Source organism: Lachnospiraceae bacterium (assembly GCA_022794035.1).
Taxonomy (GTDB): Bacteria; Bacillota; Clostridia; order Lachnospirales; family Bianqueaceae; genus CALWPV01.
Window position 1 is genome coordinate 22,880 of the sequence record JAAWDX010000002.1, and the last position, 13,309, is coordinate 36,188.

Consider the following 13,309-nt stretch of genomic DNA (forward strand, 5'->3'; position numbering starts at 1 on the left):
TAAAACCTATGATCAGTTTTTAACAAGTTTATGAAAAATTTGCAAACAAAAAAGTATCGCTTCTATGAGAAGAGGCGATACTTTTTAGAATGTTAAAGCTTTGGCCGGTTATGGTTGATCCGGGAGGAGTGAATGCAGATCGATACCGGTAATCTGATGGAGACGAAGCGCTGTGTCTAGATTGGGTACGCGTATGCCAAGTTCAAGATCTTTATATCCCCGTGAAGAAAGAGAACAAAGCTCAGCCATATCTTCCTGCGACAGGTTCTGCGATTTCCGGTATGTAAACAGGCGTTGTGAAAGCGACTGGCGGATCTGATCTTTACCCATGATATCACCTCCTTTCAAATTGGTATAAAAAATATTATAGTTCAAAAGGAGTAGAACATACAGGAAGCAAACTTACCATATTGGCAGAACAGGCCGGTTTTATAATTTTGATGGAATAATAAATATTTAATAATAAAACGCAAAACCCCTCCCATATAAAAAGGGAGGGGGAGAAAACTTAAAAAAATCAGTGCTGAGAGGTATGATATTTGTACTGCAGATAATCGTAGAAAATACGCAGCTCTTCGATTCCTTCCGGAGGAAGAAAGGTGAGATCCTCATTCAATTGTCTGGCGATGCCATGCTCATAGAGCCCTTCGCCGGTGGCTAGATATTCAATGGTAACGTCAAAGAAGTGTGCAAGCCGCGCGGCGGTAAGAAGATCAGGCGAGCGCCTGTCATGTTCGTATTGCGAGTACGCCTGAGAAGAAATCTGGAGGGCGGCAGCAACATCCTTCTGCTTTAGATTGCGGCGTTCCCGCAAGTCGACTAAACGACTGCCTAAAGTATTGCGATAATTAACCATAGAATAACCATCCTTGAAAATGAAACAGATTGTGAATAATGTTATATTACCATAATTTCAAATAGGCATTCATTTTTTAAACAAAACGTATAAAAGGGTCAGAACGAGGAAGATTAAAGAATAATATTTTCATTGACGCAGCCCCATATCGATGGTATGATGGGAGCATGATTTTTCATATTAAGAAGGAGGAGAAAAATGAATCAGATGAATCCAGGGGATCCGACAAAAGGTATAGCGATTGCGTCTATGGTGTGCGGTATTATCAGCGTAGTATTTTGCTGGTTTGGATACTTTGCTATTGTAGCGCTGGCGCTGGGTATTGTGGCAATTATTCTTTCTGTTAAGGCAGGAAAAGAAGCGCCGAACGGTCAGCGTCCCGGCATGGCTACGGCAGGCTTAGTGCTTGGTATCATTGGCGTTGTTTTGTCCGGTATCATATTTGCCTGTGCATTAGTTGCCTGCGGCTCTGTAGGCTGCGCTGCCTGTGCAGCTGGCCTGTAAGAGATGTATCCTTTTATACGGATAGCAGGAAACAATCTATCTACATATGCCCTTATGGCATTGGTGGGCGCCCTTATTGCCGGAGGCTTTGCGGAGCATCAGGCGGTGAAAAGGGGCGCCCATCCCTTTTATATGATTGAGGTGCTGCTGTATGGAGCGGTGGGCGTTTTTTTAGGAGGCCATCTGCTATACGGCCTGGTGCATATAAAAGAGCTGAAGGATGGATTTTTGCAGGCGTTTGGCGGACAGGTATTTTATGGTGGACTGCTGGGCGCGTTAGCAGTCGGCGCTATTGTGATTAAAAGAAAAGGATATCCCAAGGCGCTGTATTATGATGTGTCAGCGACGGCGATTCCGTTGTTTCATGGATTTGCCAGGATTGGCTGTTTTTTGGTAGGATGCTGCTATGGGGTTGAGTCAGAGCACGGCTTTACCTATACGCAGGCGCTCATTCATTCGGCCAATGGTGTAAATCGCTTTCCGGTGCAGCTGTTAGAGGCAGGGCTTAATTTTGTCTTATTTGGCATTCTGTATGCGCTGCTGAGAAAGGGACGCTGTGCCGGCAGTCTTTTGTATATTTATCTCAGCTGCTATGCGGTGATCCGCTTCGGTCTTGAATTTTTGCGCGGCGATTATGCGCTGCGCGGTATGTGGCTTGGACTTTCCACCTCACAGTGGATTAGTGCGGCGATCATAGCGGCAGTGCTCGTTAGAACGGCGTATAAAAAAATGGCTTCTTAGGTTTTATCCTATAGAAGCCATTTTTTTATAATAATGTGATGAGCCAAATGACAAAGGCAAGACCGCCTAGAAATGCAGTGCCGATAAGGAGTGCGGCCTTTAACGCTGCCAGAGCATAGAGGCGGCGCTCCGTGGACGTAAAGGCAGGCGCATCCTCGGGGGAGGAAGAGGGGGCAGAGGCTTGCTCTTCGGCAGAAAGCATAGAGGCAATTACGCGCCCGTCATCATCAGGGGCCCTTTTACTACGCATCATGAGTATCAAACCGGTGACATACCACATAATGGCCTGCCCCGACCTCGTGTTGAACGGGCACTTCTGTTTTGCAGCGCTCGGTTGCATAGGGACAGCGTGTATGGAATTTGCAACCGGAGGGAGGATTGGCAGGAGAAGGGATCGAGCCCTGCAGTACCATTCTATTCATCTTGGCATGGGGATCTGGAATAGGAATGGCAGAAAAGAGCGCCTTGGTATAGGGATGAAGAGGTGCTTGGAAAATATCCTTGGTATCGCCGTATTCTACAAGACCGCCTAGATACATGACGCCCACGGTATCGGAGATGTGCTCTACAACAGAGAGGTCATGTGAAATGAACAGGTAGGTTAGCGAGTGTTTTTCCTGCAGATCCTTTAAAAGATTGATGATCTGTGCCTGAATCGATACATCCAGTGCGGAAACCGGCTCATCGCAGACGATAAATTCAGGGTCTAGGGCTAATGCGCGGGCAATGCAGATACGCTGGCGCTGGCCTCCGGAGAATTCATGAGGGTACCGCTCCTTGTGAAACGGCTGCAAACCGCATTGATCCATAATATGATCAATGTATTCCTCTAGCTGATTTTTGGGGACTAGCTGATGTTCGCGCACGGCCTCACCGATAATTTCGCCAACAGGAAGGCGGGGAGAGAGGCTGGAAAAGGGATCTTGAAAGATCATCTGCATTTTTGGCCGCAGTGCACGCAGCTGTTTTGCAGAGAGATCATACACCTCTTGACCGTTAAACAGCACCTCGCCGCCGGTTTTTTCTCCGGATAGGCGCAGAATCGTGCGTCCGGCGGTAGTTTTTCCGCATCCGGATTCGCCCACGAGTCCCATGGTGGTGCCGCGCTTAAGGCGGAAGGTTACACCATCCACAGCCTTTACCTGCCCGATGGTCTTGGTTACCATGCCGCCTTTAATGGGAAAATACTTCTTTAGATCCTTGACCTCCAAAATATAAGGAGAAGCAGAGGCATTAGCGGGATTCGTTTTCATTGGATATACCCTCCTTTGGAGCATCTTGAAAAGCACTGTAGCGGTGACAGCTCACCTTATGCGTAGGAGAAAGGCTGATTTCGCAGGGGTATTCCCCGCTGCAGCTCGGAACCTGCTGTTCGCATCGATCGCGGAAATAACAGTAGTCAGGCATGTTGATTGGATTGGGAACCTTGCCGGGGATGCAGTAAAGTCGCTCGATGGCTTTGCCGACTACAGGCTTAGAAGCCATAAGACCAATTGTATAAGGGTGGGATGGGTGTTCAAAAATTTCCTGCACGGTCCCCTTTTCTACGACGCGTCCGGCGTACATAACAACTACATAATCTGCCATCTCTGCGATTACACCTAGGTCATGAGTAATGAGCATGATGGAGGAGTTGATTTTGTCTTTTAATTCGCGCAGCAAATCCAGAATCTGTGCTTGGATGGTCACATCAAGAGCAGTTGTGGGCTCGTCGGCAATAATAACCTTGGGGCTGCATGCGAGAGCCATGGCAATCATAATACGCTGACGCATACCGCCGGAAAGCTCATGAGGAAACATCTCGTATACGCCTTCGCTGTTTGCAATGCCCACCGTTTTCAGGAGCTCAATGGTACGGTTTTTAATATCAGCTTTCGAGTACTTTTGATCGGCGCTGTGATGAAGGGCGATGACCTCATCGACCTGATTGCCGATGCGAAATACCGGATTGAGCGATGTCATGGGCTCTTGAAAAATCATCGACATATAATTGCCGCGCAGGCGCTGCATTTGATCCACAGGCATTTTGGTGATGTCATAGGCTTTATCGCCTAAATTGAGACGAATAGAGCCTTCTACGATCTGACCCTGAGGACGCTGCAAAAGCTGCATGAGCGAAAGGCTGGTGACGGACTTGCCGCATCCAGATTCACCGACGATACCCACAGTCTTTCCGATGGGAATATCAAATGTGACACCATCCACGGACTTTACAGTGCCGGTATCTGTGAAGAAATAGGTGTGGAGATTATCGAATTCGACAGCGTTTTGCGGGTTGTGCATCTGAGTCAGATATTCACTTTCGGATACGTTCTTGCGTTTATACTGCTTTTCCAGCTCGTTCGTGATGCGCCGGTTGGCCTTGGCGATGCGCCGCGCCTCTTTTGCAGTAAGATAACCCTCTGCGTGTTTTTTCGCCATATTCTATACCTCCTTTATCGTTTCATTCTGGGATCGAAAGCGTCTCGCAGACCATCGCCCACGAAGTTAAAGCCGAGCACGGTGATCAGCAGACAGATGCCTGCGGGAATCCAGATAAACCAGTAGTTGGTCATTACAAAAGCGTTGTTGACATCGGTAATGATATTGCCCCATGAGGCAAACGGAAACTTAACACCCAGGCCTAAGAAAGAAAGCGTGGCCTCGGTCAAGATGGTGGAGCCCAGGCTCATCGTGCAGGTTACGATCAGCTGCGGAATGACATTGGGAATCAGATGACGGAAAATGCGCCTAGAGACTCGGATGCCGCAGGCCTCGGCTGCTGTCATAAACTCCTGCTCGCGCAGAGAAAGAATCTGTCCGCGCACCAGCCGTGCGATGGAGGGCCAGCTTAGGAAGCCGAGGATTAGCATCAGAAAAAGCATACGAAGCTTCGGATCTACCTGCATGTTATCCATAGCGGCCCCGATAATGATCAAAAGCGGTGTGGAGGGAATGCAGTAAAAGACATCGACAATTCGCATGATCAGATTATCAACCCAGCGCCCGAAATAACCAGCAATGCCGCCTAGAAGCACGCCCAGAAAAGCGGCAATCAGAACCACGATAAATCCAATCATCAGGGACACACGCCCGCCGTACATCAGCCGCGTCAGCATATCCATTCCGTTGCGGTCGGTCCCCAGAGGATGAGCCTTGGAAGGGGTGCTGTAGCCGTCATATACATAAGTCTCGGTAGATTGTGAGACAGACCAGCTATTAGTATCGGCCTTGTAAGTGATGAGATAGTCAGATTGCTTGCCGTTTTCGTCGGTGTAAGCAAATTCACTGTCCTCAGCATCGATTGCTTGCTCCAGCGATTCTTTGAAATCTCGGGTGATATTTACGCCGTTTTCCTGAGCCTGCACAACGAAGCGGCTGATATAGCCTATTACGGCAGAGCCGTCAAGAATGTTGCCGGCATCATCCAGACCGTATTCCTTTCCGTCTGCAGTAAAGCGGCTCTGGCCATTCGCGTAAGCAATTAGCGCCGCGCGCTTTGCAGAAAAGGAGAGATCCTGTGTCTCGCTGTTGACGATATCCTTGAAGGCAATGGCCAGGGGGGAATCGTCCAGTAATATGGTGTACAGGTCGGGGCCTTCGGCAGTGATTTGATAGGAAATGTCCTTATAGGTGAAGGAATCGGCTTTTTTGCTGATTGCAAGCAGGAATTGGGCTTGCAAAATAGAACCAAATTCCTGATTTTCAGCGGCCAAATAGCGGAAATCGTCGTTTCGAACGACACCGACGTACTCCTTGTTCATCTGAGTATAGGTGTAGAATTGCTCGTCTTCGCCGTAAGGGGTGAGCAGGCCGCCCAGAAAAGAGAAGATAAACATGGACAGCAATAGGACGAGCCCAATGACAGCTAGACGGTTGCGGAAAAATCGTTTGACAACGAGGGCGCCGGGGGATAGGGATTTGACGCGCCGGTCGTCGTTTAAGGAAAGCTGATGTGTTTCCATGAGGTTACCTCCTTTCTTATGCGATGCGTACGCGCGGGTCGACCACGGCGTAGAGAATATCGGAAATAAAGTTGCCTGCCAGCGTGAGAATGGCGAGGAAGGTCATGTAGAACATGGAAAAGGGAATGTCGCCGGCGAGCATGGCCTGATAGGAGGTCCAGCCGATACCAGGGATGGAAAAGAGGGTTTCGGTGATCAGTGCACCGGAAAAAAGCCCGGGCAGGGAGCCGCCGATGATGGTGACGAGCGGGATCAACGTATTGCGAAATGCGTGATGATAAATGACTTTTTTCTCGGATAGGCCCTTGGCACGTGCGGTACGGATGTAATCAGAGCTTAAGACCTCGAGCATGTTAGTGCGGGTATATCGCATCAGTGAGCCGATTGAAACGATGACTAAGGTGAGAATGGGCAGCACGAGATGATTTGCTTTGTCCCAGAACTGTCCCCAGCTGCTTAGCTGTGCATAATCGCGGCCTACTAAGCCATAGAGATCAAACCAGCCAAGCTTGACGGAAAAGCCGAGCTTGAGCAGCGTAGCGAAGAAAAAGGTAGGCAGCGAGATGCCGACCAAGGCGCCGGCAGTGATAAAATAATCTGTTTTAGAATACTGCTTGGTGGCGGCGATGATGCCCAGCGGAATCGCAATCACAAGCTCTAAAATAAAGCTGATAGCGCCCGTGGTGAAGGAGAGCCAGATGACTTCCTTGAATTTATCCAGTACGGGGACGGTATATTTCCAGCTGTCGCCGAAATTGCCGGCAAGCGCGTCGCTGAGCCAGGTGAAATAACCGGGGATCAGATTTTTGTCTAGTCCGTAGGCGGCATTTAGCTGTGCCATCCATTCCTCAAAGGGTTTGGCGCCTGGCGCCTGAGCGAGCTGCATGGCCATGTTTTCCACAAAGGAACCGGGCAGGCTGCGCATGAGCGCGTAGATGATGAAGGTGACGCAAAACAGAATGAGGATGGAGAGAAATAAGCGTTGAATAATGAATTTGCGCATGAAAGTTCCTCCTGTTTGACAGATAATGATACGGAAAGCCCGAAAGACGGCGATTGGCCGATCTTCGGGCTTCGTAGTTGGTACAGATGAGCTGCATTTTAGTTCATCTGCAGGGTTTGAATTTCACTCATCCAGCTCCAGTAGGGGGTCATGTCGGGTGTCAGGGAACTGATATTGACACGCTCGGTGGAGAAGATATAGCATTCGCTTCTCTGGTAGATTGGAATTTCTACCGCCCAATCCATAACGATTTCCATCGCGGCCTTGTAGAGCCCTTTGCGGTAGGTCTGATCGGTGGACTGACGGGCTGAAGTGATGAGCTCATCTAGATCCTCGTCGAAGATCCGATAGTAGTTGGTAGAGCCAAGGCTGTGATAAATCTGGTACATGTCGGGATCAGGCGTTGCACCCCAAGCCGCTACCCAGATGTCGGCTACACCGGATTGATAGGTCTGATAGAGCTCGGCGGCAGTAGCGATATCGTTGATGGATAACGTAAAGCCGATTTTAGCGAGTGCATCAGAGGCGTTCTTTAACAGGAGGAAGGACGGATGAGATCCGTTGCCGTTGGCGCCGATATTCACCTGATATTCGAGTTTGGCTCCTGCAGGAGCAGCCGTCAGCTTGCCGTTTTCAACGGTATAGCCGGCTGCCTCGAAAAAGCTGAGGGCAGCGTCCAGAGCGGCTTGATAACGCTCTTCGGCGGACATGCCGTCGGTGTAGATGGCTTTGCCGCTGGCGTCGACCGCATAAGCGACCTGATAGCCGTCGTCGGTTACCTGCGGAGCTGCCCATGAGGTGCTGGAAATCGGATAATTAATGACGGAAGCCGTATCGCCATAATAAGAATCGATTCCCTCTGCCCGATAGGCGGAGATAACGGTGGCAATGGCTTTGCGCAGTGCGCGGGAGGCCTCTGAGTTGGGCTCGCCGCCTACATTAACATTGTCTGCGCTCATGGCCACATAACCATAACCTAAAAAGTCATAGAGTTTGATGGTTACGACATCTCCCTCAAGAGCGTCGGAACCGCCGTTATATTCGGCGATCTGATCGCGCACATCAGTGGAGTAAGAGGGGTCTCCGATGTCGATGGTGCCGGCTTGAATGCCTACAACCTTATCGTCCTCCAGTGTTTCGAGGAAGTTTAGGTGGGCAATCGCCGGAGCGCCCTGATAATAAGAAGCATTCGCGTCTAGATATACAGTACCATTGGAATAATTATTAAACGTATAAGCGCCGGCGCCTAAGGGTTTAGTCGTCTTGGCACGTACGCTGGAAAGATCGCCTTTGTCAAAACCAAAGCTATGGTTGTCATAATCATATTTGCTTTCATCTCCATAATAGTGCAAAGGAGCGATGGGAAGGGCCAGGGAGTATACCATATTGGCGGCAATCTCGGTGGCGACAATGCGCATGCTGTAATCTCCGGTGCGCTGGATTCCTTCGATATAGGAAGCGGAATCCCCGGTAGAAACACCAATAGTGGAATACTGATATACTTCTGCCGGAATGAGGTCAGATAAAGCAGAGCCGGCACTTTCTGCTTCGATGGAAGCAAAATTCCAGCCGTAGGAGTCGCCGATGGCCATAAAGAAATCTTCTGCGGTAGCATCGCTTGCTAAGCCTTCGAAGCCCCAGTTGGCAGCGGCAGCGGCGACATCGCCTTCAGCATTGTAACCCTCGGCAGCGCAGTAATCTACGATTTCCTGAGCGAATTTAGCGCCGCCCTCCTCAATCGCCTTCCAAAAAGCCTTTTGCTGCTCTTCTGTCCAGTTTGTAAAGTCTGTGTTGTCTTTGCCAGCGGCGGCTAAAAGGACGGAAAGGGTGGACATACCGCTGCGGTACTGATCCATTCCTAAAATAGGCTGACTATAGAGTGTGGTAGATCCGTCGTAGGTTGGGTCGGCAAATACATACATGCTGAAAATGACGTCATCAATATCCACAGGAGTTCCGTCGGAGAATTGTAAATCATCTCGCAAGGTGAAGTCATAATATACGGTGCCATCTTCATTTTCAGTGATGGTGAGATCGGATGTGCCGGTGTAATGATAATCGGTACCGTTGTAGGGGCGGGTCTCGCCTTCAATTCCTTTTTCTACAATGGCGCCCACACGATCGGTGCCTAATAATGAAATTTGTGTGATGTTGACGATGTTAAGATCTTCGGCGCTTTGCGCGAAGAAGGGAGAAAATTTTCCCTCGAAATGGTTGCTGGCAGCGACCAGAGTTTTGTCTTCTTTGTCGGCGCCTGCATTGGCGGTCTGCGCATCAGAGGAAGGGTCGTTTCCATCTTTGCTGCATGCAGCCAAAAGTCCGATGCACATCGTCAAGGCTAACAATAGTGCAAGTAACCGTTTTGGATTCTTCATTTTGAAATCCTCCTTTTGGAAAAATATAGAGAACTAAACGGGTTAAAACTTCCCGGTGTTCTTGAAAATGAAAGATTTTAAAGTGTAAAAATCATCTTTTGATTTTGAAGGATATTTTACTTGCAATATAGTGCTTTGTCAATGCACGCCTGTGTGCAATATGCGGACACTTAAAGAGAGAATTTGTTTATTTTGACCATTGCATTTGACGAATGAGGCGTTTGCTCCAAAAAGCGGCAATGAGGATGTAGATCAATGTGAAAAAGAACCAAAGGATAGCGTGTGTCTCCGTCCGATATAGAATCAGATGGGTGAGCTCGCCTAGGAGCAGACACGCCGTGCAAATTATGGCAAGCGTAGTCCAAACAGGAAACTTAGGAAGACAGGCAAGATAAATATATTCGCGAAGCGGATTTCCGCCTGCTGTTAGGCGGCCGAGCGCCCAGCAGAGCCGAATCGTGCAGATGAGCAGTGCCGTATAGGGTAAAATCACGTAAATAGAGGACCGCATGCCATATACTGGCAGGCAGCCGGCAATGATAGCGGCGATCAGAGTGCTTCCATAGAGAGCCCAAAGCTGAACAAGAGCCTGTTTTAGGCTCTTGTTCTTTGGAATATAAGAATACAGGGCACCCTTATAAGCATATGCGCCGCTGGGAGTTTGGTGAAAGTCATTTAGATAGCTTTTGCGGCTGTGCCGCTTGGGTGATGTGTGTTTCATGGTTTATTCGATTCCTGTTAAGTCAAAATCGGCGAGCCAGCTGTTAGCAGCGCTGCAAACGGTCTGCAGGCATTTTTCTTCGAAGGGGGTATCGAGCTCTGCATTTTGGAGGAGCTCGGTAAATACGCGGCTGCCGCCCTGCTTAGTGTATGCCATATAATGCTTCCAGGCGTTGGCGGGGTTTTGCTGGATGAGGGCCCAGAATTGAAGTGATACGGTCTGTGCGAGGCAATAATCAATATAATAGAAAGGACTGGAATAGATGTGATGCTGACGCTGCCAGCCCTCGCCCTCGCTGTAGAAGGGGATATCGCCGTCGAGGCGCATCCAGGGCATGTAGATGCCTAGCAGCTCTTTCCAGACGCTGTGGCGCTGGGCGGGTGTGAGATCCGGCTTTTCGTAGACAACATGCTGGAAATGATCGACGAGGGTGCCATAAGGGATGAAGGTGAGCGCCCCGGAGAGATGGCTGTAATAGAATTTGCGCGTGTCTTCGTGGAAGAAGCCTTCTGCCCAAGGCCAAGCGAAGAATTCCATGGACATGGAGTGTACTTCGCAGGCTTCCATGCCTGGCCAGATGTATTCGGAAGGAATACGGGTGCGGTTCATCCAGCAGGCAAAAGCATGGCCGGCTTCATGGGTGACGACCTCAACATCTCCCTGGGTGCCGTTGAAGTTGGCGAAGATGAAGGGGACTTCGTAATCAGGAATGCTGGTGCAATAGCCGCCGCCGGCCTTGCCTTCGGTGGACAGGACATCTAATAATTCGTTATCCAGCATGGTATTGAAGAATTCGCTGGTTTCGGGCGAGAGCTCGTCGTAGAATTTTTTGCCCTGTGCGAGGATATCGTCAGGAGTGCCGGCTGGTTTGGGATTGCCGGAGCGGAACTGCAGGGCGTTGTCGGCAAAGCTCATGGGATACTCTTTTCCTAAACGCTTGGCCTGCTCGCGATAGATCTGATCGGATACGGGAACTAGGTGCTTAATGACGGCAGCACGGAAGCGTTCAACATCTTCCTTGGTGTAGCAGTTTCGGCCCATCCGGTAATAGCCGAGCGTGGTGTATCCCTCATAGCCGAGTTTCTTACCCATTTTATCGCGCAGATGGACAAGCTGATCATAGATATCATCTAGCTGTGCCTGATTTTCCTTATACCAGGAGGCTTCTGCTTTCCAAGCGGCCAAGCGGCGTGCGTCGTCAGGATCGCTTTTGAAGGGGCCGATTTGAGAGAGCGTATATATCTTGCCTTCAAATGGAATCTGAGCAGAGGCCAATAGCTTTTCATATGCCTGCGTCAGTTCGTTTTCCTGCTGTAGTTCGGGAATGATTTCGGGGGAAAAGGTCTTGAGGGAGATCTCGGCGTTTTTGAACATGAGATCTCCGTATTCTTTTGAAAAATCAGCTCTGTACGGAGAGTGGAGTAGGGCGATCGTCCAGGCCTGAGCATATTCCTCAAGTTCGGGCATAGCTGCATTCCAAAACTGCATTTCCTGGTCGTAAAATGTGTCACGGGTATCGATGCTATGGCGGATCTGAGCCAGCGTGGCCATGGTTTCAAAATGCTTTTCAAAGTTTTCTTTTTCTAGGAATACATCCTTGGCCTGCGTATAGCTTTGAGCCTGCTGAAGGCGGTTGGTAAATTCCTGCATTTGGGCCTTGAGCTGTGCTAAATCGGGCCGTTGATAGGGCATTTGAGAAAATTTCATAAGAATCCTCCATTTATTTTGATGATAAGATGTTTAAATTTTAGCACAGAATGATCAGTGATGCAATGGATGGGGATTTATCTTATATTTGTACGATACTAATAATAGGAGGTGATGGATATGGTAGAAATTGAAAAGGCTGAGGAACAAATGTGTGAGATGTTTTACGATATGCATCTCAGACTCGAAAGATTGAATGAGAGTTTAGGGCATTCGCCGGGGACGATTGTTTGGAAAGGAAAGGATAAGAAATATTCGTACTGGCAGTATTATCGTAAGGGAAAGCAGTACCAGCAGTATGTGCGGCAAAGCGAGCTTGTGCAGACACGTCAACAGATACAGATTATGAAAGAACAGAAAAGGCGCAGGACGGTGCTGCGGCTTTTTGTGAACAGGATGAAAAAGGCTCTTCGTGCGATGAGGATTAACTGGCGGGAGGTATTAGCAGCTTATGAGCAGAAGAAAATGGAGAAGAAAGCGGCTGAATATCAGCGGCAAACGGCGCAGAAACAGGCTAAGGACAAAAAATATGCCTCACAGTATAAGCATGCCACTGACCGCGGAGATCTGGTGGCCTCTAAATCAGAGGAGATCATTGCCAATTTATTGTTTTCCAGAGGAATTCGGTATGAATATGAAAAACCAATGACAATTGGAAATTGGCATTTAAAGCCGGATTTTACCGTATGGCGAAGAGATGGCACGATGCTGATATGGGAGCATGCCGGTTTGATGCATCTGGAGGACTATGCTAAGAAATTCAGAAAAAAACTGATGATTTATGAGGAGGCCGGCTTTGTGCCGCAAAGAAATCTGATCATCACAATGGATGAAAATGGCGCATTTAGTGCAGAAGAGGCAAGAAGGATGATAAATTGGTATAGGCTGGATTAGCGGGACGGACCTGGCAGATGAAAAACGATAAGCCCGGATAGTCGGAGGTCCGTCCCCATTGCAGCGGATAGTAGTGATAGCGAAAAGATATAAAAAAATCACGGGTAAGAGGAGAGGGTCTGGTAGTGGAAAATGGATCGATTTATAAAATGACGGGCATAAAGGATGATATTAGTAGTGCCTTTCGGGCAGTCGAGCCCAAAAACGGAGAAAAAGTTTTGAATCATCAGTGAAATGCAGGATAATAAAAGCAAATCAAGGGTAGATTAGAAGTGGTCAATCGTGAAATAGATATTTCAGCTGAGCATTTGTCAATTTGTAATCAGTGGTTATTAAAAAGCCATTCAAAATCACGGGCATATCGTGGCCGAAATTGGTATCGAGCATAAAAGCAAAAGGCCGCTGGATTTCAAATAAATAGAGAAAAATTCCAAAAAGCTCTTTACAAACAAGCTTAGATATGATAAAGTATAGAACGCATGAGAAATGGGCCGCTAGCTCAGCCGGTAGAGCACTGGACTTTTAATCCAGGTGTCGGGGGTTCGAATCCCCCGCGGCTCATGC

General features: G+C 48.7%; 13 protein-coding genes and 1 tRNA gene. 4 read left to right on the forward strand and 10 right to left on the reverse strand.

Annotated features, from left to right (window positions below):
- Positions 1 to 108: 108 nt before the first annotated feature.
- Both HFE64_01525 and HFE64_01530 read right to left on the reverse strand, forming a co-directional pair.
- Positions 109 to 330 (reverse strand): helix-turn-helix transcriptional regulator, encoded by a 222-nt coding sequence (locus HFE64_01525; protein MCI8632152.1) that lies wholly within the window; start codon positions 328 to 330, stop codon positions 109 to 111.
- 187 nt (positions 331 to 517) lie between these two features.
- Positions 518 to 856 (reverse strand): helix-turn-helix transcriptional regulator, encoded by a 339-nt coding sequence (locus HFE64_01530; GenBank protein ID MCI8632153.1) that lies wholly within the window; start codon positions 854 to 856, stop codon positions 518 to 520.
- Positions 857 to 1,063: 207 nt separating this feature from the next.
- On the opposite strand from HFE64_01530, the gene HFE64_01535 reads away from it, so the two are divergent.
- Together HFE64_01535 and HFE64_01540 are read left to right on the forward strand one after the other, a co-directional pair.
- Positions 1,064 to 1,360, forward strand: a complete 297-nt coding sequence (locus HFE64_01535; GenBank protein MCI8632154.1) for a DUF4190 domain-containing protein — start codon at positions 1,064 to 1,066, stop codon at positions 1,358 to 1,360.
- A gap of 54 nt (positions 1,361 to 1,414) precedes the next feature.
- Positions 1,415 to 2,101 (forward strand): prolipoprotein diacylglyceryl transferase, encoded by a 687-nt coding sequence (locus HFE64_01540; protein MCI8632155.1) that lies wholly within the window; start codon positions 1,415 to 1,417, stop codon positions 2,099 to 2,101.
- 25 nt (positions 2,102 to 2,126) lie between these two features.
- On the opposite strand, the gene HFE64_01545 is transcribed toward HFE64_01540, so the two are convergent.
- From HFE64_01545 to HFE64_01580, 8 genes are all read right to left on the reverse strand, one after another.
- Positions 2,127 to 2,354 (reverse strand): hypothetical protein, encoded by a 228-nt coding sequence (locus tag HFE64_01545; protein ID MCI8632156.1) that lies wholly within the window; start codon positions 2,352 to 2,354, stop codon positions 2,127 to 2,129.
- Positions 2,344 to 3,378, reverse strand: coding sequence for an ATP-binding cassette domain-containing protein (locus HFE64_01550; protein MCI8632157.1), 1,035 nt, complete (start codon positions 3,376 to 3,378; stop codon positions 2,344 to 2,346). The genes HFE64_01545 and HFE64_01550 overlap by 11 nt, the downstream gene beginning before the upstream one ends.
- Positions 3,335 to 4,522, reverse strand: a complete 1,188-nt coding sequence (locus tag HFE64_01555; protein MCI8632158.1) for an ABC transporter ATP-binding protein — start codon at positions 4,520 to 4,522, stop codon at positions 3,335 to 3,337. The genes HFE64_01550 and HFE64_01555 overlap by 44 nt, the downstream gene beginning before the upstream one ends.
- 14 nt (positions 4,523 to 4,536) lie before the next feature.
- Positions 4,537 to 6,045, reverse strand: coding sequence for an ABC transporter permease (locus HFE64_01560; GenBank protein ID MCI8632159.1), 1,509 nt, complete (start codon positions 6,043 to 6,045; stop codon positions 4,537 to 4,539).
- 16 nt (positions 6,046 to 6,061) lie between these two features.
- On the reverse strand, positions 6,062 to 7,048 hold the full coding sequence (locus tag HFE64_01565) for an ABC transporter permease (GenBank protein ID MCI8632160.1): 987 nt from the start codon (positions 7,046 to 7,048) through the stop codon (positions 6,062 to 6,064).
- Positions 7,049 to 7,146: 98 nt separating this feature from the next.
- On the reverse strand, positions 7,147 to 9,423 hold the full coding sequence (locus HFE64_01570) for an ABC transporter substrate-binding protein (GenBank protein ID MCI8632161.1): 2,277 nt from the start codon (positions 9,421 to 9,423) through the stop codon (positions 7,147 to 7,149).
- A 187-nt stretch (positions 9,424 to 9,610) separates the two neighbouring features.
- On the reverse strand, positions 9,611 to 10,144 hold the full coding sequence (locus tag HFE64_01575; GenBank protein MCI8632162.1) for a hypothetical protein: 534 nt from the start codon (positions 10,142 to 10,144) through the stop codon (positions 9,611 to 9,613).
- A gap of 3 nt (positions 10,145 to 10,147) precedes the next feature.
- Positions 10,148 to 11,851: a M3 family oligoendopeptidase gene (locus tag HFE64_01580; protein ID MCI8632163.1), complete on the reverse strand. Its 1,704-nt coding sequence runs from the start codon at positions 11,849 to 11,851 to the stop codon at positions 10,148 to 10,150.
- Positions 11,852 to 11,971: 120 nt separating this feature from the next.
- On the opposite strand from HFE64_01580, the gene HFE64_01585 reads away from it, so the two are divergent.
- A complete protein-coding gene (locus tag HFE64_01585) occupies positions 11,972 to 12,745 on the forward strand; it encodes a hypothetical protein (protein MCI8632164.1) in 774 nt (257 codons plus the stop codon).
- 488 nt (positions 12,746 to 13,233) lie between these two features.
- A tRNA-Lys gene (locus HFE64_01590) sits at positions 13,234 to 13,306 on the forward strand.
- Positions 13,307 to 13,309 lie beyond the last annotated feature (3 nt).

Coding starts and splice junctions, on each gene's coding strand:
- HFE64_01525 (MCI8632152.1), bottom strand. CDS start 330: ATGGGTAAAGATCAGATCCGCCAGTCGCTTTCACAACGCCTGTTTACA.
- HFE64_01530 (MCI8632153.1), bottom strand. CDS start 856: ATGGTTAATTATCGCAATACTTTAGGCAGTCGTTTAGTCGACTTGCGG.
- HFE64_01535 (MCI8632154.1), top strand. CDS start 1,064: ATGAATCCAGGGGATCCGACAAAAGGTATAGCGATTGCGTCTATGGTG.
- HFE64_01540 (MCI8632155.1), top strand. CDS start 1,415: ATGGCATTGGTGGGCGCCCTTATTGCCGGAGGCTTTGCGGAGCATCAG.
- HFE64_01545 (MCI8632156.1), bottom strand. CDS start 2,354: ATGATGCGTAGTAAAAGGGCCCCTGATGATGACGGGCGCGTAATTGCC.
- HFE64_01550 (MCI8632157.1), bottom strand. CDS start 3,378: ATGCTCCAAAGGAGGGTATATCCAATGAAAACGAATCCCGCTAATGCC.
- HFE64_01555 (MCI8632158.1), bottom strand. CDS start 4,522: ATGGCGAAAAAACACGCAGAGGGTTATCTTACTGCAAAAGAGGCGCGG.
- HFE64_01560 (MCI8632159.1), bottom strand. CDS start 6,045: ATGGAAACACATCAGCTTTCCTTAAACGACGACCGGCGCGTCAAATCC.
- HFE64_01565 (MCI8632160.1), bottom strand. CDS start 7,048: ATGCGCAAATTCATTATTCAACGCTTATTTCTCTCCATCCTCATTCTG.
- HFE64_01570 (MCI8632161.1), bottom strand. CDS start 9,423: ATGAAGAATCCAAAACGGTTACTTGCACTATTGTTAGCCTTGACGATG.
- HFE64_01575 (MCI8632162.1), bottom strand. CDS start 10,144: ATGAAACACACATCACCCAAGCGGCACAGCCGCAAAAGCTATCTAAAT.
- HFE64_01580 (MCI8632163.1), bottom strand. CDS start 11,851: ATGAAATTTTCTCAAATGCCCTATCAACGGCCCGATTTAGCACAGCTC.
- HFE64_01585 (MCI8632164.1), top strand. CDS start 11,972: ATGGTAGAAATTGAAAAGGCTGAGGAACAAATGTGTGAGATGTTTTAC.